Genomic DNA, 19,106 nt, shown 5'->3' on the forward strand with positions numbered 1-19,106 from the left:
AGTCGTCCCGGACGGCCAGGTTCCGACACCCCGGAGCGCTGTTTTCTGCCCTGCCCCAAGGTGCTGAGGTGGACTAACGAGTTTGGGGCTCCTACCGTGCAGGCATGACGTCGACGCTGGGCCGCGGGACCGACCTCCCGGACCCCGTCGAGGCGGGCACCGGCGACTACCGGCGCATCTCCCTGGCCCTCTTCCTGGCGGGCGTGGCCACCTTCGGCCTGCTCTACGACACCCAGGCCGTGCTGCCCCAGCTCGGCGCGGACCTCGCGCTCTCGCCCACCCAGGCCAGCCTCAGCGTCTCCGTCGCCACCGGCGCCCTGGCGCTGGCGGTGCTGCCGCTGGCCACGCTGTCGGAGGCGGTGGGCCGGCGCCGCACCATGCTGCTGGCGCTGGGGGTGGCCGCGGTGGTCGGCGTGCTGCTGCCGCTGGCCCCCAGCTTCGGCACGCTGCTGGGCATGCGAGCCGTGCAGGGCGTGGCGCTCGCCGGGCTGCCGGCCACGGCGATGGCCTACCTGGGCGAGGAGATGTCCGCCAGGGCGCTGGGCGGGGCGATGGGCCTCTACATCGCGGGCAACAGCATCGGCGGCATGACGGGGCGCCTGGTGTCCGGACTGGTCGCGGACGTGAGCACCTGGCGGGTGGGGCTGGCGGCCAACGCCGCGGTCGCGGTGGTCTGCACGGTGGCCATCGTGGTGCTGCTGCCCGCCTCGCGGCGCTTCCGGCCGCAGCCGTTGCGGCTGCGGCCGCTGCTCGGCGGGGTGGGGGCCGCGCTCGCCGACCCCGCGCTGCGCTGGATGTACGCCGTCGCCGCCCTGCTCATGGGCACCTTCGTCGGGGTCTACAACTACCTCGGCTTCCGGCTCACCGACGAGCCCTTCGACGTGGCGCCGGCCCTGGTGGCGCTGCTGTTCCTGGCCTACGCCGTCGGCTCGCTCACCGCCCCGCTGGCCGGGCGGATGACCGTGCGCCTGGGCCGCCCCGCGGTGCTGGCGGGGTGGATCGTGGTGACCCTGCTGGGCGTGCTCCTCATGCTGGTGGCGGCGCTGCCCGCGGTGCTGGTGGGGCTGGTGCTGATGACCGGCGGGTTCTTCGCCGCGCACGCCACCGCCAGCGGCTGGGTGGCCGCCCGGGCGCAGGGGCGGGCCCGGGCCCAGGCGTCGGGGCTGTACCTGTGCGCCTACTACGCGGGCTCGAGCGTCGGCGGCTGGGCGGTGGGGGTGCCCTTCACCGACCACGGCTGGACCGCGCTGACGGTGGTGGTGCTCGGCTTCCTGGTTTTGGCGCTGGCGTGCGTGGGGGCGGCGGCCCGACTGGTGCGGCCACGGCCGGTGAGAGACTGGGCCGGTGCTCCCTGACGTCGTTGCCGTGCTCGCCTGTCCGCACTGCACGCAATCCCTGGAGCAGGTGGGGCCGGCGCTGCGCTGCCCGGCCGGGCACAGCTTCGACCTCGCCCGCCAGGGCTACGTGGCCCTGCTGACCGGTGGGGGCCAGGCCGCCACCGGCGACAGCGCCGCGATGGTCGCCGCCCGCGCTCGCTTCCTCGACGCCGGGCACTACCAGCCGATCATGGACGCCGTGGCCGGCGAGGTGGCACGGGTGCAGCAGCGCCACCCCGGTGGCTGCGTGCTCGACGTCGGGGCGGGCACCGGCCACTACCTGGCCGCGGCGCTGGAGCAGGCGCCGGCGGCCTGCGGGGTGGCGGTGGACGCCTCCAAGGCGGCCGCGAAGGTGGCGGCTCGGGCGCACCCCCGGGCCGGCTCGGTGCTGGCCGACGCCTGGCGCCAGCTGCCCGTGGCCGACGCCGCGGTGTCGGTGGCGCTGACGGTGTTCGCCCCGCGCAGCGCGGGCGAGCTGCACCGCGCGCTCACCGACGACGGGTCGCTGGTGGTGGTCACCCCCACCCCGAACCACCTGGCCGAGCTGGTGGGGCCGCTGGGGCTGCTGCACGTGGACGAGCGCAAGCCGGAGCGGCTGGAGCAGGCGATGCAGGGCTACTTCGCCCGGCGCCGCCACACCATGCTCGAGTTCACGATGACGCTGCGCCACCAGGACGTGCAGGACCTGGTGGGCATGGGGCCGTCGGCCTTCCACACCAGCGTCGCGGAGCTGGCGGAGCGGGTGGCGGGGCTGGAGGACCCGCTGACCGTGACCGCGTCCACCGTGGTCTCGGTGTACCAGCCGCTGGTGCGGGTGGGCAGCGCCGCCCCGCAGCACGGCTAGGGGTTGGGAGCTAGGGGCTACTGCAGCACAGTCCGGTACACGGCCAGGGTCTGCTCGGCGATGGACGCCCAGGAGAACTCGGCGATGGCCCGCTCGCGGCCGGCGGCACCCATCCTGGCCGCACGGGCGGGGTCGGCGACCAGCTCGTTCACCGCCGCGGCCAGGTCGCGGCGGAACGCCTCCGGGTCGGCGGCGTCGTGGTGCACCAGCAGGCCGGTGCGCCCGTCGTCGACCACCTCGGGGATGCCGCCCACGTCGGAGGCCACCACCGCGGTGCCACAGGCCATCGCCTCCAGGTTCACGATGCCCAGCGGCTCGTACACCGAGGGACAGACGAACACCGTGGCCGCTGCCAGCAGCTCGCGCACGTCGCCGGCGGGCAGCATCTCCCGCACCCAGAACACCCCGCTGCGGGTGGCGGACAGCTCGGTGACGGCCTGCTCGATCTCGGTGGCCAGCTCAGGGGTGTCCGGTGCGCCGGCGCAGAGCACCAGCTGGGCGTCGGGGTGCAGGTGGTGGGCGGCCGCCACCAGGTGGCCCACGCCCTTCTGCCGGGTGATGCGGCCGACGAACACCACCACCGGCCGGTCCGGGTCCACGCCCAGGCGCTCGAGCACCTCGGTGCCCGCGCCAGGGTGGTACGCCTCGGTGTCGATGCCGTTGCGCACCACGTGCACCCGTTCCGGCGCCAGGGACGTGTAGCAGGCGAGCACGTCCGCGCGCATGCCCTCACTCACGGCGATCACGGCGTCGGCGTGCTCCATGGCGGTGCGCTCCACCCAGGAGGAGACGCGGTAGCCGCCACCGAGCTGCTCGGCCTTCCACGGGCGGCGCGGCTCCAGGGAGTGCGCGGTGAGCACGTGCGGCACCCCGTGCAGCAGCGCCGAGAGGTGGCCGGCCATGCCGGTGTACCAGGTGTGGGAGTGCACCAGGTCGGCTCCCGCCACGGCGTTGACGATGGAGAGGTCCGCCGACAGGGTGGCCAGGGCGGGGTTGGCGCCGGCCAGCTCGGGCGCAGGGGAGTGCGCGACGGCCCCAGGGCGTGGGGCGCCGATGCAGTGCACGTCCACCTCGCACAGCGCCCGGAGCTGGGTCACCAGCTCGGTGACGTGCACGCCGGCCCCGCCGTACACCTCGGGCGGGTACTCCTTGGTCAACACAGCTACTCGCACACCACGAACCGTATCGTCTCGCCGCCGAGACGCCACGCCGCACCGTGGGTGGACGCCGTGTGGCTCGAAGCGGGCGGAACGGCTAGATTTGCGCTGTGCGTAGTCAGCCGAACGTGCTCGGGATCGTCCTTGCGGGTGGTGAGGGCAAGCGTCTCTACCCCCTCACTGCAGATCGGGCCAAGCCCGCGGTGCCGTTCGGGGGTGCCTACCGACTGATCGACTTCGTGCTCTCCAACATGGTGAACGCCGGCTACACCCGGATCTGCGTGCTCACGCAGTACAAGTCGCACTCGTTGGACCGGCACATCGCCCAGACCTGGCGGCTGTCCGGTCTCACCGGTGAGTACATCGCCCCGGTGCCTGCCCAGCAGCGCCTCGGGCCGCGCTGGTACACCGGCAGCGCCGACGCCATCTACCAGTCCTGGAACCTGGTGGACGACGAGCGCCCGGAGCACGTGGTGGTGTTCGGCGCCGACCACGTCTACCGGATGGATCCCGAGCAGATGGTGGCGCGCCACATCGAGTCCGGCGCGGGCGTCACCGTGGCGGGCATCAGGGTGCCGCGCAGCGAGGCCCACGCCTTCGGCTGCATCGACGCCGACGCCGACGGCAAGATCACCCGCTTCCTGGAGAAGCCGGTGGACCCGCCGGGGACCGCCGACGACCCGGACGTCACCTTCGCCTCCATGGGCAACTACGTGTTCTCCACCGAGGTGCTGCTCAAGGCCATCCACGCCGACGCCGGCCAGGACGGCTCCGACCACGACATGGGCGGGGACATCATCCCGGCCCTGGTGGAGGCGGGCCTCGCGCACGTCTACGACTTCGCCGACAACGTGGTGCCCGGGGCCACCGAGCGCGACCGCGGCTACTGGCGCGACGTGGGGACGGTGGACGCCTTCTACGACGCGCACATGGACCTGGTGTCGGTGCACCCGGTGTTCAACCTCTACAACCAGCGCTGGCCGATCCGCTCGGCCACGGACATGCGGCCCCCCGCCAAGTTCGTGCACGGTGGCCTGGCCCAGGAGTCCATCGTGGGTGCCGGCAGCATCATCTCCGGTGCGACCGTGCGCAACTCGGTGCTCAGCTCGGACGTGGTGGTCAGTGAGGGCGCCAGCGTGGACGGCAGCGTGCTGATGCCCGGCGTGCGGATCGGCCGGGGCGCGGTGGTGCGCAACGCGATCCTGGACAAGAACGTGGTGGTCGACCCGGGCGTGATCATCGGGGTGGACCACGAGCACGACAGGCAGCGCTACACCGTCAGCCCCGGCGGCATCGTGGTGGTGGGCAAGGGCTTGCGCGTCGACCACGGCTGAACGACCACGGCTGAACGACGACGGCTGAGCGCGCCCCGTGGGTGCGCTCAGCCGTGGTCGGAAGCGGGGTGGAGCCGGCTAGCTGGTGAGCATCGCGGCCTGCAGGCCCTCGCCCACGGGCAGCAGGACCGAGACGAAGCGGTCGTCCTCGGCGATCAGGCGCTCTGTCTCGCGCAGGGCCACGGTGGCCGGGTCACGCTGGGCCGGGTCGGCGATGCGGCCCCCGGCCAGCGAGCCGTGCAGCACCACCACGCCGCCCGGACGGAGCAGGCGGGTCGCCTCGGCCAGGTAGCGCGGGTGGTCGGCCGGAGCGGCGTCCACGAACACCAGGTCGTAGCCGCCGTCGGTGAGGCGCGGCAGCACCTCGAGCGCGCGACCGTTGATCAGCCGGAAGCGGTGCGAGGACAAGCCGGCGTCGCTGAACGCCCGGCGCGCGGCGCGCTGGTGCTCCGGCTCGATGTCGATGGTGGTGAGCACGCCGTCGGGGCGCATGCCGCGCAGCAGCCACAGCCCGCTGACCCCGGTTCCGGTGCCGACCTCCACCACGGTGCGGGCCGCCATGACGCTGGCGAGGAAGGACAAGGTGGCGCCTGCCGAGGCTGTCACGGGCTTGGCGCCAAGGTCCTCGGCGCGCTCCCGGGCCGAGTGCAGCACCTCGTCCTCCACGACGGAGCTCTCCACGTGGGCAAAGGTGCGCTCGGCTGGGTTCGGTGGCACGCTAGAAGTCACCTAGCGAGGTTATCGTCACGGTGCGGTCAAGAGGTGTAGGCGCGCTGTCATCGCCACTCTCAGGTGTCGCACAGGTGGTTCTCATCGTCGTCTCACCCGGAGCGGGAATGCTCGAGGCTTCGACGCAGGCATGAGGCGAACCGGTCGAGCGGAACAGCGCGAACCTCATGTGTGTTGAACAGAACGCCTGGTGTCCACGACACGGCCCCAGGCACTGACCGGAGGCAGCCACCACCACATGACACCCGCCAGCGAACGCCGCCAGGACCTCCCGTCCACTGACAGCTCGCCGGCTGCGACCGCCCACGTTGCCGGCTTCAGCCCCGAGGACACCGAGTGGGTCCTGCCCACCTGGGACGAGGTGGTGCGCGACCACGCCGACCGGGTTTACCGGCTGGCCTACCGGCTCTCGGGCAACCAGCACGATGCGGAGGACCTCACCCAGGAGACCTTCATCCGGGTGTTCCGCTCGCTGTCCAGCTTCCAGCCGGGCACGTTCGAGGGCTGGCTGCACCGCATCACCACCAACCTCTTCCTGGACATGGTCCGCCGCCGCAACCGCGTGCGCATGGAGGCCCTCCCGGAGGACTACGACCGGGTTCCCGGCGACGAGCCCAGCCCCGAGCAGGCGTTCGCCTCCGCCCACTTCGACTCCGACCTGCAGGAGGCGCTGGACGCCCTCCCGCCCGAGTTCCGGGCCGCCGTGGTGCTCTGTGACATCGAAGGGTTGTCATACGAGGAGATTGGGGCAACGCTGGGGGTGAAGATGGGGACGGTGCGCAGCCGGATCCACCGGGGCCGGCAAGCGCTGCGGGCCGCCCTGGAGCGCAAGGGCAGGATGGGCGCGTACTCGGCAGCCGCCGGTTGAGCGTGGCTCCGCTCGGCCCGGGCACGGGGTCGTGAGAGCACCGAGCACGACCAGAGAAGCAGCGAGAGACAGCACTGAGGAGGTTGCGGATGAGCCAGGACGCCCCCGGCTCTCGCGGCGCGAGCCGCTTGCGCAGCGCATGGGCCTCCGCCGGCCGATCCTCGACCGAGCACCTCGCCTCCGAGGCCGTCGTGGCCTACGTCGACGGCGAGCTGACCATGACCGCTCACCAGCGTGCCGCTGCCCACCTGGGCACGTGCCCGGAGTGCGCGGCCGAGGTGGACGGCCAGCAGCGTGCGCGCTCAGCGGTGCGCTCCGCCGCCCCGCTGGCGGTGCCGGCCGGGCTGCAGAGCCTGCTGTGCGGGATACCGCAGAGCCAGCAGCGCACCCGTCCCCAGCAGGTCGCCCAGCGCCAGGTTCCCCAGCGCCAGGTTCCCCAGCAGCAGGTCACCCGAGAGCGCAGCCCTGGTCGGCGCAGCACCCCCCCGCCGCGCCGCAGCAACCGGGGCGCGGTTCCGCTGGCCGTGGCCACGGTGTCCGCGCTGGCGGTGGGCGCGCTCACCATGGTGGTGACTTCTCCTGCTGCCGGACCCCGCAGCGCGCCGACCCCGCGGGCCAGCAGCTCGCCGACCGTGGTGGGCGCGACCCTGCAGTCGGCCAAGGTCCCCGCACGCGCGATCGGCGCCAGCGTCAGCGCCACCTCCTGGGCAGGGCAGACGCGGACTTCACCGTAGGTCGGGCAGGCTAGCCCCCTATCCTGGCTGCCACGGGACTCTGCAAGGGCGCCCGGACGCCGTCGACACCGATGAGGGGTATCCGCCGAACATGACCGAACCGGGCGTGAGCTCCCCTCGTGCGGGCGAGCGCGGTCCCGAGGGGAGCCAGCCGCCGCGCCTCCAGCCGCGCCGCGTGCAGCGTCCCCCGATCGACCCGCAGCAGGCCCAGGTCTTCGGCCGCCCCCACGGCGTGGCTGGTTCCTTCGCTGGCGCCGCCCAGCGCCGTCGCGACCCGCGGATGGTGTCCGCCCCGCCGCCTGACCCGGCGCTGGCCCAGGCGTTCGGCCGTCCCCCCGGCGCGCAGGCGAGCCTGCAGCGCGGGGCCCCGGAGACCGTCGGGCCCACCGAGCTGGCGGAGAGCGACCCCTGGCGCGACGCCCGCTCCGGTGCGCGCCCCGGGCCACCGGCTCTTGGCGAGGACACCGAGCCGGAGGCCGAACCTGGCCCGCCCACGGCGAAGCTGGGTGCCCGTGAGCTGCTGCTGGGCTCCCGGGTCCGCCCGAGCGCCCTGGCCGCGCTGGTGGTCCTGGCGCTGGCGGTGGGAGCGATCGGCGGCCTCGTCGGGCGCGGCACCGCCGACGTCACCTCCGCGCTCACCGACGCCAACGTCACCCTGGCCCAGGTCGACGACGGCGCGGCACCGCCGGCCAACGGAGTGGCGGCGACGGCTGCCGCCGTGCTGCCCTCGGTGGTGTCGGTGGAGGTCCGTGCCGGGGACACCGGTGGCAGCGGGTCCGGCGTGGTCATCGACGGCGGCGGCTACATCGTCACCAACAACCACGTCATTTCCCAGGCGGCCACCAACCCCTCCGGGGCCACCCTGGACGTGGTGTTCTCCGACGGAACCCGGCAGCGGGCGCAGATCGTCGGTCGCGACACCAAGACCGACCTGGCCGTGCTGCGCGCCACCACCCCCAACCTCACGGTGGCGCAGCTGGGCCGCTCCAACCAGCTCAACGTCGGCGACCCGGTGATCGCCATCGGCTCTCCGCTGGGCCTGGCCGGCACCGTCACCACCGGCATCATCAGCGCCAAGCAGCGTCCGGTGCGGTTGTCCGGCGACGGCACCGACACTGACGCGGTGATCGACGCGCTGCAGACCGACGCCGCCATCAACCCCGGCAACTCTGGCGGTCCGCTGGTGGACTACGAGGGTCGGGTGGTGGGGATCAACTCCGCCATCCGGACCTCCGGCGGGGACTCCGGTGGTTCCATCGGCCTGGGCTTCGCCATCCCCGTGGACCAGGTGACGGCCGTGGCTCAGGAGATCATCCGCACCGGATCGATGCGCCACCCCACCATCGGGGTGAACGTCCGCTCGGTGACCGACGGCTCCACCGACGGGGCCGCGGTGGCCAACGTGCAGGACGGCAGCGCCGCCGCGCGGGCCGGGCTGGCCGAGGGCGACGTCATCGTCCAGGTGGGCGACCGCACCATCGCCGGCGCCGAGGAGCTCACCGTGGCCATCCAGGAGCGGACCATCGGCGAGCCGGTGCCCCTGCGCGTGGTGCGGGCCGGTCGCACCATCGACATCCAGGTCACTCCGGACTCCGACTGAGCCCGTCGGGCCGTAGGCTGAGCCCGTGTTCGGAAACATCGGCTGGGCCGAGTTCGCCGTCCTGGCGGTCGCAGGCCTGTTCATCCTCGGCCCGGAGCGCCTGCCGTCGGCGGCAGCCTGGCTGGCCCGCACCCTCAAGCAGGTCCGCGAGTACGCCACCGGTGCGCGTGACCAGCTCAAGGACGAGCTGGGCCCGGAGTTCGACGATCTGCGCAAGCCGCTGGCCGACCTGCAGGAGCTGCGCAACCTCAACCCCCGCACCGCCATCACCAAGCACCTCTTCGACGGCGACGAGTCGTTCCTGTTCGGGCCGAGCTCCCCGGCCGGTCAGGTCACCGAGGCCGTGCAGGACGCCCGGGGCGCGGTGGACATGACCAAGCCCGGCGCAGACCTGACCAAGACCCGGGTGAACCCGGAGACCCGCCCCGCGCCGCTGGCCAGGGACGAGCGGCCGCCCTACGACGCCGACGCCACCTGAGCCCACGCACGAGGCGCGGCTCAGGTGGCGCGGGGTTGGCTGGCCAGCAGCGTGCCGGCGGGACGCGCTGGTGTCAGGCGCTGCGGGACGGGCTCACGTTCAGCGACATCCCGGCCAGCCCACGGGCCCGGCGGGACAGCTTGTCCGCCACCGACTGGAGCGCGATCGCGGCGGGGGAGTCCGGCGCGCTGAGCACGATGGGCACTCCGGCGTCGCCGGCCTCACGCACCCGGGTCTCCAGCGGGATCTGACCCAGCAGCGGGACGTCGGCACCCACGGCCTGGGTGAGCCGCTCGGCCACCGCGGCCCCGCCGCCGGAGCCGAAGACGTCCATCCGGGTGCCGTCGGGCAGCTCCAGCCACGACATGTTCTCCACCACGCCGGCCAGGCGCTGGCGGGTCTGCAGCGCGATGGCGCCGGCTCGCTCGGCCACCTCGGCGGCAGCCTGCTGCGGGGTGGTGACCACCAGGATCTCCGCCCCCGGGATGAGCTGGGCCACCGAGATGGCCACGTCACCGGTGCCCGGCGGCAGGTCCAGCAGCAGCACGTCCAGGTCACCCCAGAACACGTCGGCCAGGAACTGCTGCAGCGCGCGGTGCAGCATGGGTCCGCGCCACACCACCGGGGCGTTGCCCGGGGTGAACTGGGCGATGGAGATCAGCTTCACCCCGTGCGACTGCGGGGGCATGATCATCTTCTCCACCTGGGTGGGCGCGGCGTCGGTGCCCATCATGCGGGGGATGGAGTGGCCGTAGATGTCGGCGTCCAGCACGCCCACGGACAGGCCCTTGGCGGCCATCGCCGCAGCCAGGTTCACCGTCACGCTGGACTTGCCCACGCCGCCCTTGCCGGAGGCCACCGCGTAGACCCGGGTGAGCGAGCCCGGCTGGGCGAACGGGATGACCGGGTCGGCGGAGTCGCCGCGCAGGTTCTTGCGCAGCTCGGTGCGCTGGGCGTCGTCCATCACCGACAGCTCCACGTTCACCGCGCCCACGCCAGGGACGTCGGCGACCGCGGTGGTCACCCGATCGATGATCTCGCTGCGCATGGGGCAGCCGGCGACGGTGAGGTACACGCCCACGTCGACCCGTCCATCGGGGCCGATCACGATGTCCTTGACCATGCCCAGCTCGGTGATGGGCTTGCGGATCTCGGGGTCGTTCACACGGGAGAGCGCGGTACGGATGGCGTCTTCACTGGGTTCCACTGGCGCCATGGTAGGGGGACGCGCCGAACCCGCCGCGCTCAGGCCCGCTCGCCCTGTGGTGCCGTGGCCGTGCCGGCGTCCAGGTCGTGCTCGACGAGCAACGTCTTGAGGTCCTCCAGCTCGCGCCGCAGGTAGTCGCGGGTGGCCACCTCGCCGATGGCGATGCGCAGCGCAGCGATCTCCCGGGCCAGGAACTCGGTGTCGGCCTTGGTCTGCGCTGCGCGCAGCCGGTCCTCCTCGAGCGAGACCCGGTCCCGGTTCTCCTGCCGGTTCTGGGCCAGCAGGATCAGCGGGGCGGCGTAGGCGGCCTGGGTGGAGAAGGCCAGGTTCAGCAGGATGAACGGGTACGGGTCGAACCGCCAGGCCACGGCGACGACGTTGATGGTGATCCACACGATCACCACGGCGGTCTGGATGGCCAGGTAGCGGCCGGTGCCCAGGAAGCGGGCGAAGCGCTCGCCGACCTGGCCGACGGAGTCGGGGTCGACGTTGAGCTGGAAGCGCCGGCTGCCGCGCGGCGTGCCCAGGCGCTGGCGGGCGGCGGAGGTGTCAGGCATGGCGAGCTCCCTCCGCGTTCAGGTCGGGCCGGGTCAGGTGGGTCTCGGTGAGGCGCCAGTCCTCCGGCAGCAGGTGGTCGAGCAGGTCGTCCACCGCCACCGCGCCCAGCATGTGGTTCTCCTCGTCCACCACCGGGCCGCACACCAGGTTGTAGGTGGCGAAGAAGCGGGTGACCTCCGACAGCGTGGAGGTGGGCGAGAGGGTGGGCAGGCCGGTGTCCAGCACCCCGCTCACCAGGTTGGCCGGCGGTTCCCGGAGCAGGCGCTGCAGGTGCACGCACCCGAGGTAGCGGCCGGTGGGCGTGGCCGTCGGCGGGCGCACCACAAAGATGATGCTGGCCAGAGCGGGGGTGAGGTCGGGGTTGCGGGCCCGGGCGAGCGCCTCGGCCACCGTGGCGTTGGGCGTGAGCACCAGCGGCTGCGGGGTCATCATGCCGCCGGCGGTGTCGGGGGAGTGCTGCAGCAGCCGGCGCACCGGCTCGGACTCCTCGGGGTCCATCAGGCCCAGCAGCGCCTCGGCCTCGCTGTCGGGCAGCTCGCCCAGCAGGTCGGCGGCGTCGTCGGGGTCCATCGCCTCCAGCACGTCGGCGGCGCGCTCCAGCTTGAGGTGCATGAGCAGCTCGGTCTGGTCCTTCTCCGGCAGCTCCTGCACCACGTCGGCCAGGCGCTCGTCGTCGAAGGCCTCGGCGACCTCCATGCGCCGCTTGGTGGGCAGCTCGCGCAGCGCGTGCGCCACGTCGGCGGCGCGCATGTCCTGGAACTGGGCCATCAGGTGGTCGGTGTTCTGCCCCGGCTGCGCCAGGGCCTTGCGGGTGAGCCCCTCCACCTCGTCGAAGCTGACCACGGTCACCGCGCCGCGGCGGCCCAGCCGGGCCCGGCGCGGGCGCACCGCCACCTTGCTCACCACCCAGTCCCGGGTGCGGGTGGCCTCGATGGCGACGTCGGTGACCACCACGTCGCCGGTGAGCTCGGGGGACTCCGCCTGCACCGGGGAGTCGAGCACCTGGGCCAGCACCAGCACCTCGGTGGGCCGCTGGACGAAGCGGCGCAGGCTGACGTTGCCGGTGTTGAGGTTGATGGAGGTGGGCTCGATCGCGGTGACCCGCAGCATCGGCACGAAGATGCGTCGTCGGGTGGCCAGCTCGACCACCAGCCCCAGCACGCGCGGCTGCTCCCGGGAGATGCGCATGGTGATCACCACGTCACGCACGCGGCCGACGGTCTCCCCGTCGGGGCCCAGCACGGGCAGCCCAGCCATCCGGGCGACGAAGACCTTGCTCACGGCTGCCATGCGGCCAGGTTATCGCCTGGTCCCCGCACGCCACGGACCCGCTCAGGCGAGCTGGAGCTGAAACACCTCGTGCCAGTGGGCCGCCCCGTTGCGCCGGGCGGTGCGCAGCGCCGTGGCGGCGGCGGCGTCGGGCTCGATGCGCCGGGCGGTGCACGAGATCTCGGCCAGGCGGCTGCGGCTGCCGGGAGCGGCCACCACCACCTGCACCTCAGCACCGTCGACCAGGCCGGGGACCTGCTGCTCGGTGCCGCCGGTGGCGACCAGCAGCGACCCCGCCAGCGGCGGGCGGGCGAACCACACGCCCCAGACCAGCCGGCTGGGGTGGCCCTGGGGCTGCACCCACACCGCCGCGGCCTTGCGCAGCGCGGCGTCGAGCTGGGGCTTGGAGACGGTCGCGGTCACCGGGGCAACCCGTCTAGTAGGTGGAGCTGTCGGAGGCGGCCACGGCGACGAGGATGATGAACCCGGCGAACAGCACCCAGAGCGCGGTGACCGACCAGCCGATGATGATGCCGGCGAGGGCCATGCCCCGTCCCTCCTCGCCGGTGCGCTTCATCTGGCTCATCGCCACGTGGCCGAGGATTGCTCCGACGAACGACAGCAGCCCCCCAGTCACCGGGAGGGCGGCCAGCGCGGTGACCAGCGCGGCGATGGCCATCCCGTTGGTACGGGCGGCTTGCGGGTAGCCGGGGTACTGCTGGCCGTAGGGCTCAGCGCCGTACTGCCCGTACTGCTGGCCGTGCTCCTGCCCGTAGGCAGGCTGGGCGTACTCCTGCTCTCCGTAACCGGGCTGGGCGTACTCCTGCTGTCCGTAACCGGGCTGGGCGTAGGGCTGCTGCTCCGGGTAGCCCCCGCCGGCGTAGGGGTCCTGCCCGCCACCCGCATAGGGGTCCTGGCGGGGCGCCTTGGCGAAGGGATCGCTGGGCGGGGTGTCGTCGCCGCGTGGGGTGCTCATCGGTCCAGTTCAGCAGTTCCGGGCGGAGCGCGTCTAGTCGTCGGGGTCAATCAGTACGGCTGTCCGGGACCCTGGTGGCCGGCGGCGGCGGACCGGCGCACGAGGACCACGACGAGGGCCACCGCTGCTGCCCCCAGCAGGATGACGCCGAGTGCGACCCACAACCACGGGCTGGTGCCCGAGTCGGGCTCGGCGGGGGCGGCCTCCGGGGTGGCCGCGACCGGCTCCGCGGTGGGCGTGGGGGTGGCGGTGACGGGCGCGGTGAAGGCGGCGGTGCTGGCCTCCACCCGGATCGGGTACTCCAGGTCGCTCACCGGCAGCTTGCCGGTGCAGGAGGAGCCCTGGGCGAGGGTGACGGTGAGGTAGTAGGTGCCGGGCGCGGCGATGCTGCTGGAGTCAGACTTGGTCTCCCCCACGGCCTCGTTGCTGGAGGTGACGCTCTCCGCCGCGGCGGGCTTGCGACCGTCGAAGCTGAAGACGTCGGTGTCCACCCGGTCGCCGCGGCCGTTGACGAGCTGGACGGTGCCGGAGCCCGTGCAGGCGTTGTCCACGGCGGAGGGGTCGCCACCCACCAGCACCAGCCCGCGCAGGCGCTGGCCCTTGGCCACGTCGACGGCGTACCAGGCGGTCTCGCCGAAGCGGAGGGTGTCGCGGACCGGGGTCGCGGGGCTAAGCCTGGGCGCGTTGGTGGACGCGCTGCCGGCCACCAGCGGGGTGGCGGGGGCGGGCGAGGCGGCGCTGAGGCCCTTGACGCTCACCTGGAGCTGGTAGTCGCGCTGGGGCAGCGGAGGCTGGCCGCCGGAGCAGGTCTGCCGGGTGAGCTCGACCTTGAGGTACCAGGTGCCGGCGACGTGGTTGGGGTACGAGGCGTCCTTGCTCAGCGGGGGCACCGCGTTGGTGCGCTCGCCGAGGTTGTTCACCGCGGTCACCGACTGCCGGCCGTCGAAGGACTTGGACGCGTTGTCCACCGTGCTCGCGCTGGGGCTGAGGATGGCACTGGTCAGCTCGCCCTTGCAGGACTTGTCCGCCACCGTCGCGGGCTGGTCGTTGCCCAGGGTGGTGGAGGTCTCCGGGCGGTCGTCCACGGCGGTGGGCAGGGCGTAGTACTTGGTCTGGCCCGGTGCGATGGTGTCCCGCACGGCGCTGCCGTCGGTGGGCAGGAACGGCGCGTCCACGGGGCTGGCGCCACCGCCGGCAGCGGCGCCCGCGGCGTTGAAGCCCCGCAGGGCGCGCTGGGAGGAGCTGGTCAGGGCCGCGGCGAGCTGGCCGGCGTCGGCGGCGTCGCGGTACTCGCCGCCGGTGGCGCCGGCGATGCACTGCAGCTGGCCGCGAGCCGGGTCGCCGGGTCGCCGGCGGGCAGGTTGAAGCCGATGGCCTCCACGGTCACCGGCACGCCGTCGGCGCTGAGCTGCCTGGCCACCTCGCAGGGGTCCGGGGGAGCGCAGGTGTCCAGCCCGTCGGAGACCAGCACGATGGTGCGGGGACCGGTGCTCGGCAGGTCCTTGGCGCCCTGCTGCAGGGCCAGCCCGATGGGCGTCCACCCGCTGGGCTGCACGCTGCCCAGCGCGGCGTTGATCGCAGCGGGGTTCACCGGGCCCACCGGCACCAGCAGCCTGCTGTCCTGGCAGCCCGCGGCCTTGTTGGACTCCTCGCTGCCCACCGTCGAGCCGTACACCCGCAGGCCCACCTGCGAGCCGGCCGGCAGCGCGGCCACGGTGCTGCTCACCGCGGTGCGCGCCTGCTCGATGAGGGCGGCGCCGCCCTGGCCGGGCGCGGCCATCGATCCGGAGACGTCCAGCACGACGAGCGCGGCGGGGCCGGTGGCGCCCTGCGCCCCGGCCGGCGGGGCCATGGGCAGCTGGCCCAGCGTCGAGGTGAGCAGGGCGGCCAGGACGGGACCGAGTGGACCGCGCAACCGTGAACGCATCGTGCTCCCTGGGTGTCAGCGAAGGTTGATGAACCCGATCCTGGCCACAGCGGAACCACGCATTTCGGGCGTCGCGATCTTTGCACACCGGCGCGGCCTTGTCCCGCCTCATCTGCGAAGATGCGTTCGGCCGTCGACTCCTCCGGCGCGCGTCGTGGCGAAGAAGTATGGTGCACGCATGGCCAATTCACTTCATTACACAGTTCCCGGAATGAACCCAGAGGACGGCGCGACGGTGGCCGCGACCCTCCAGAAGCGGCTCTACGCACTCAACGACCTGCACCTGACCCTCAAGCACGTGCACTGGAACGTGGTGGGCCCGCAGTTCATCGCCGTGCACGAGATGCTCGACCCCCAGGTCGAGGCGGTCCGTGCGATGGCCGACGCGGTCGCGGAGCGCATCGCGACCCTGGGCGCCTCGCCCAACGGCACCCCGGGCGCGCTGGTGCGCGACCGCACCTGGGACGACTACTCCGTCAACCGTGCGGGCTCCATCGCCCACCTCGGTGCCCTGGACGTGGTCTACACCGGCGTCATCGGTGACCACCGCAAGGCGATGGAGGAGGTCGGCGAGCTGGACCCGGTGACCGAGGACCTGCTCACCGGCCAGTCCGGCGAGCTGGAGCTCTTCCACTGGTTCATCCGCGCCCACCTGGAGAGCGCCGGCGGCGAGCTGTCCACCGACGGTGCGAGCAGCGAGGCCGAGGCGGCCAAGGACGCAGCCGACGCGGTCTGACCTGGGCGACAAGGCTTCTCCGCACGCCACCCGTGGCGTGCTCGTGAGGGGGTGTGCATCAGCACACCCCCTCGCGGCGTTGTGGGTGCAGCCGCCATACTGGCGAGTAACTTGTACGGGACCCGGTGTGCAGCCGGCGCTCCGACACGTTCGCCGGCAACCCGTCGCAGCGCTCACCACGCTGCGGCGTCCGACCCCTTGGAAAGGTGTTCTCTATGGCACGGCTCGCCCAGACTGCGGACCTCACGGAGATCCAGCAGGAGATCCTCTCCACCGTCCGTGACTTCGTGGACAAGGAGATCATTCCCCGTGCCCAGGAGCTCGAGCACTCCGACACCTACCCGCAGGAGATCGTGGACGGGATGAAGGAGATGGGGCTGTTCGGCCTCATGATCCCGGAGGAGTACGGCGGCCTCGGCGAGTCGCTGCTGACCTACGTGCTGGTGGTCGAGGAGATCGCCCGGGGCTGGATGAGCGTCTCCGGCGTCATCAACACCCACTTCATCGTCGCCTACATGCTGATCCACCACGGCACGCCGGAGCAGAAGGAGTACTACCTGCCCCGAATGGCCACCGGCGAGGTCCGCGGCGCGTTCTCCATGTCCGAGCCGGGCCTGGGCTCCGACGTCGCCGCCATTCGCACCAAGGCCACCAAGAACGCTGATGGTGACTACACCATCAACGGCGCCAAGATGTGGCTGACCAACGGTGGCTCCTCCACCCTGATCGCCGCGCTGGTGAAGACCGACGAGGGTGCGGACAAGCCGTACAAGAACCTCACCACCTTCCTCATCGAGAAGCCCTCCGGCTTCGGCGAGGTGAAGCCGGGTCTCACCATTCCCGGCAAGCTCGAGAAGATGGGCTACAAGGGCGTGGACACCACCGAGCTGGTGTTCGACGGCTACCAGGCCAAGGCCAGCGACATCCTCGGCGGCGTGCCCGGCAAGGGCTTCGGCCACATGATGGACGGCGTCGAGGTCGGTCGCGTGAACGTGGCGGCCCGGGCCTGCGGCATCTCCATCCGCGCCTTCGAGCTCGCCGTGGCCTACGCCCAGCAGCGCGAGACCTTCGGCAAGCCCATCGCCCAGCACCAGGCCATCGCCTTCCAGCTGGCCGAGATGGCCACCAAGGTGGAGGCCGCGCACCTGATGATGGTGAACGCCGCGCGGCTGAAGGACACCGGCAAGCGCAACGACGTCGAGGCCGGCATGGCCAAGATGCTCGCCAGCGAGTACTGCGCCGAGGTCACCACCCAGAGCTTCCGCATCCACGGCGGCTACGGCTACTCCAAGGAGTACGAGATCGAGCGCCTCATGCGCGAGGCGCCGTTCCTGCTCATCGGTGAGGGCACCAGCGAGATCCAGAAGACGATCATCAGTCGGGGCTTGCTGAAGGAGTACGCGCAGCGGCGCTGATCCGGACGACGAACCGGGCACGAAACGCGTGCTCGGTTCGTTGCACCGGAGAGACTGCAGTCCGTATCCCGATAAGGAGCTGAACCGATGACCAGCCCCATGTCCAACCGTGCGCTGTCCAACCAGGGCAAGGGGTTGTCGATGCCGACCCCACCGACGGGATGGCCCATCGGCTCCTACCCGACCTACGCCGAGGCTCAGCGGGCGGTGGACTACCTGTCCGACCGCGAGTTCTCGGTGGAGGACGTGACCATCGTCGGGGTCGACCTCATGCAGGTCGAGCGGGTGCTGGGGCGGCTGACCTGGCCCAAGGTGCTGGGGGCCGGTGCCGCCTCCGGCGCCTGGCTCGGCGTGTTCGTGGGACTGCTGCTCAGCCTCTTCGGCGAGGGCGGCCTGGCGGTGCCGCTGATCACCGGCATCGTCGTGGGTGTGGTGTTCGGCCTCATCTCCGGAGCCATGACCTACGGAGCAACCAAGGGCCAGCGGGACTTCTCCTCCACCATGCAGCTGGTCGCGGGACGCTACGACGTGCTGTGCGAGCCGCGCACCGCCGAGCGGGCCCGCGACCTGCTGAGCAAGCTGTCGATGGGCAACCAGGGCTGAGCCAGCACGACACGACTGGTTCAATGGGGCAATGGCTGAGGTGCTCGACCAGGTAGACGTCCACTTGCGCACCCACATCGTCGGGCCGGCTCCCGAGCGGGCGTCGGTGACCTTTCTCGGGGTGCAGTCGCTGGACGTGCTGCGCTTCGGGCCCGACTCCGACCGGATGGTTCGCTACGCCACCGTGGGCTGCTCGCGCCACCCCATGGGTGACCCCGAGGCGATCATGACCGACAGCGTGCACGGGCCCCGCGCCGAGCTGGTGCTGTCAGTGCGGGGCGGGGTCGACGGCGTGGTGCGCACGCTGGCCATCCTGGCCGCTGCCCCCGTCGTCGAGGGACTGGTGCTGCAGCCCGACGCGCTGATCGACCTGCGCGAGCCGCTCTGGGAGGGCTCGGCCTTCACCGCGGTGGTGCTGGGCGAGAGCGACGTCCCGGAGCTGGCGCTGGCCGAGCCGATGGACCCGGTGCGCTTCCTCGAGGTGGTGCCGGTGACCGGCACCGAGGCGGCCTGGGTCCGGCTGCGCGGCGCCCAGGCGCTGCGGGAGGCGTGGGAGGAGGCGGGTGTGGACGTCCGCGACCCCGGCCGCTCCGCAGTCACGCTGTGACGGCCCTGGGCAACGTCGGGCTCCCCGCGACCGGGTAGCGCGGCGGGCGGGCCGCCTGCGGGTCGCCGCACGATGGCCTGGCTCACTCCGTCACACTGAGACGTCACGTCGGACAAAGATCAACCGGGGCACTGCGCCCCGTGGAACCCAGCCTGGAGGTAGACGGTGCAGTTCGGTCGGTACTACGAGGAGTTCGAGGTCGGCGATGTGTACAAGCACTGGCCCGGAAAGACGGTCACCGAGTACGACGACCACCTCTTCTGCCTCATCACCATGAACCACCACCCGCTGCACCTGGACACCAACTACGCCGAGGAGACCACCGACTTCGGCAAGAACGTCGTGGTGGGCAACTACATCTACTCGCTGCTGCTGGGCATGAGCGTCGCCGACGTCAGCGGCAAGGCGATCGCCAACCTCGAGGTGGAGTCGCTGCGCCACGTGAAGCCGACCTTCCACGGCGACACCATCTACGGCGAGACCGAGGTGCTGGACAAGACCCCGTCGAAGTCCAAGGACGACCGCGGCGTGGTGTACGTGGAGACCAAGGGCTACAAGCAGGACGGCACCGTGGTCTGCATCTTCCGCCGCAAGGTGATGGTGCCCAAGCGCTCCTACGGCGAGGCGCGCGGCGGCGAGCAGCCCGGCCGCCCCGAGCCGAAGGCCTAGCGCACCAGCGACAGTCGCT

At 72.3% G+C, this 19,106-nt stretch carries 20 protein-coding genes and 1 pseudogene; 12 read left to right on the forward strand and 9 right to left on the reverse strand.

The features are described 5' to 3' along the window. The first annotated feature begins 104 nt into the window (after positions 1-104). Positions 105-1,355, forward strand: a complete 1,251-nt coding sequence (locus tag ELX43_RS04225; protein ID WP_127782273.1) for an MFS transporter — start codon at positions 105-107, stop codon at positions 1,353-1,355. Further along, entirely contained in the window at positions 1,345-2,220 is an 876-nt protein-coding gene (locus ELX43_RS04230; RefSeq protein WP_127782274.1) for a putative RNA methyltransferase, read from the forward strand. Before ELX43_RS04225 ends, ELX43_RS04230 begins: the two co-directional genes overlap by 11 nt. A gap of 17 nt (positions 2,221-2,237) precedes the next feature. Here ELX43_RS04230 and glgA read toward each other — a convergent pair whose 3' ends face one another. Then, positions 2,238-3,392, reverse strand: a complete 1,155-nt coding sequence (gene glgA, locus ELX43_RS04235; protein ID WP_206518103.1) for a glycogen synthase — start codon at positions 3,390-3,392, stop codon at positions 2,238-2,240. 95 nt (positions 3,393-3,487) lie between these two features. On the opposite strand from glgA, the gene glgC reads away from it, so the two are divergent. Further along, positions 3,488-4,711 carry a glucose-1-phosphate adenylyltransferase gene (gene glgC / locus ELX43_RS04240; protein WP_127782275.1) on the forward strand — a complete coding sequence of 408 codons (1,224 nt, stop codon included), beginning with the start codon at positions 3,488-3,490 and terminating at the stop codon, positions 4,709-4,711. 78 nt (positions 4,712-4,789) lie between these two features. Here the strand turns inward: glgC and ELX43_RS04245 are convergent, their stop codons facing one another. Next, positions 4,790-5,440: an O-methyltransferase gene (locus ELX43_RS04245; RefSeq protein ID WP_206518104.1), complete on the reverse strand. Its 651-nt coding sequence runs from the start codon at positions 5,438-5,440 to the stop codon at positions 4,790-4,792. Positions 5,441-5,678: 238 nt separating this feature from the next. On the opposite strand from ELX43_RS04245, the gene sigE reads away from it, so the two are divergent. From sigE to tatB, 4 genes and pseudogenes are all read left to right on the forward strand, one after another. Further along, entirely contained in the window at positions 5,679-6,308 is a 630-nt protein-coding gene (gene sigE / locus ELX43_RS04250) for an RNA polymerase sigma factor SigE (protein WP_127782276.1), read from the forward strand. 89 nt (positions 6,309-6,397) lie between these two features. Further along, a pseudogene (locus tag ELX43_RS17900) lies at positions 6,398-6,655 on the forward strand (zf-HC2 domain-containing protein); the annotation flags it as partial. 562 nt (positions 6,656-7,217) lie between these two features. After that, the gene (locus ELX43_RS04260) at positions 7,218-8,642 is read left to right on the forward strand and encodes a trypsin-like peptidase domain-containing protein (protein WP_241249779.1); all 1,425 of its coding nucleotides are present in this window, start codon (positions 7,218-7,220) and stop codon (positions 8,640-8,642) included. Positions 8,643-8,667: 25 nt separating this feature from the next. Continuing rightward, positions 8,668-9,120: a Sec-independent protein translocase protein TatB gene (gene tatB, locus ELX43_RS04265; protein WP_127782279.1), complete on the forward strand. Its 453-nt coding sequence runs from the start codon at positions 8,668-8,670 to the stop codon at positions 9,118-9,120. Positions 9,121-9,193: 73 nt separating this feature from the next. On the opposite strand, the gene ELX43_RS04270 is transcribed toward tatB, so the two are convergent. The 7 genes from ELX43_RS04270 to ELX43_RS04300 all read right to left on the reverse strand — a co-directional run bounded on the left by ELX43_RS04270 (position 9,194) and on the right by ELX43_RS04300 (position 15,057). After that, positions 9,194-10,336: a P-loop NTPase gene (locus ELX43_RS04270; RefSeq protein ID WP_127782280.1), complete on the reverse strand. Its 1,143-nt coding sequence runs from the start codon at positions 10,334-10,336 to the stop codon at positions 9,194-9,196. A 29-nt stretch (positions 10,337-10,365) separates the two neighbouring features. After that, positions 10,366-10,884, reverse strand: coding sequence for a DUF1003 domain-containing protein (locus ELX43_RS04275; protein WP_127782281.1), 519 nt, complete (start codon positions 10,882-10,884; stop codon positions 10,366-10,368). Then, on the reverse strand, positions 10,877-12,175 hold the full coding sequence (locus ELX43_RS04280; RefSeq protein WP_127782282.1) for a CBS domain-containing protein: 1,299 nt from the start codon (positions 12,173-12,175) through the stop codon (positions 10,877-10,879). The genes ELX43_RS04275 and ELX43_RS04280 overlap by 8 nt, the downstream gene beginning before the upstream one ends. Positions 12,176-12,217: 42 nt before the next feature. Further along, positions 12,218-12,577, reverse strand: coding sequence for a hypothetical protein (locus tag ELX43_RS04285; protein ID WP_127782283.1), 360 nt, complete (start codon positions 12,575-12,577; stop codon positions 12,218-12,220). A gap of 13 nt (positions 12,578-12,590) precedes the next feature. Continuing rightward, positions 12,591-13,130, reverse strand: a complete 540-nt coding sequence (locus ELX43_RS04290) for a DUF4190 domain-containing protein (RefSeq protein WP_127782284.1) — start codon at positions 13,128-13,130, stop codon at positions 12,591-12,593. A gap of 50 nt (positions 13,131-13,180) precedes the next feature. Beyond that, positions 13,181-14,305 carry a hypothetical protein gene (locus ELX43_RS04295; protein ID WP_127782285.1) on the reverse strand — a complete coding sequence of 375 codons (1,125 nt, stop codon included), beginning with the start codon at positions 14,303-14,305 and terminating at the stop codon, positions 13,181-13,183. A gap of 71 nt (positions 14,306-14,376) precedes the next feature. Beyond that, positions 14,377-15,057 carry a VWA domain-containing protein gene (locus ELX43_RS04300; RefSeq protein WP_127782286.1) on the reverse strand — a complete coding sequence of 227 codons (681 nt, stop codon included), beginning with the start codon at positions 15,055-15,057 and terminating at the stop codon, positions 14,377-14,379. Between the two features lie 178 nt (positions 15,058-15,235). Here ELX43_RS04300 and ELX43_RS04305 point away from each other — a divergent pair, with 178 nt between their 5' ends. The 5 genes from ELX43_RS04305 to ELX43_RS04325 all read left to right on the forward strand — a co-directional run bounded on the left by ELX43_RS04305 (position 15,236) and on the right by ELX43_RS04325 (position 19,087). Then, positions 15,236-15,793 (forward strand): DNA starvation/stationary phase protection protein, encoded by a 558-nt coding sequence (locus tag ELX43_RS04305; protein ID WP_127782287.1) that lies wholly within the window; start codon positions 15,236-15,238, stop codon positions 15,791-15,793. A 215-nt stretch (positions 15,794-16,008) separates the two neighbouring features. Further along, positions 16,009-17,208, forward strand: coding sequence for an acyl-CoA dehydrogenase family protein (locus tag ELX43_RS04310; RefSeq protein WP_127782288.1), 1,200 nt, complete (start codon positions 16,009-16,011; stop codon positions 17,206-17,208). Between the two features lie 87 nt (positions 17,209-17,295). Continuing rightward, the gene (locus tag ELX43_RS04315) at positions 17,296-17,811 is read left to right on the forward strand and encodes a general stress protein (protein ID WP_127782289.1); all 516 of its coding nucleotides are present in this window, start codon (positions 17,296-17,298) and stop codon (positions 17,809-17,811) included. A 31-nt stretch (positions 17,812-17,842) separates the two neighbouring features. Further along, entirely contained in the window at positions 17,843-18,418 is a 576-nt protein-coding gene (locus ELX43_RS04320) for a suppressor of fused domain protein (protein ID WP_127782290.1), read from the forward strand. Positions 18,419-18,583: 165 nt separating this feature from the next. Next, complete coding sequence (locus ELX43_RS04325; protein WP_127782291.1) at positions 18,584-19,087, forward strand: MaoC family dehydratase; 504 nt, start codon at positions 18,584-18,586, stop codon at positions 19,085-19,087. Positions 19,088-19,106 lie beyond the last annotated feature (19 nt).

Source organism: Rhodococcus sp. X156 (assembly GCF_004006015.1).
Taxonomy (GTDB): Bacteria; Actinomycetota; Actinomycetes; order Mycobacteriales; family Mycobacteriaceae; genus X156.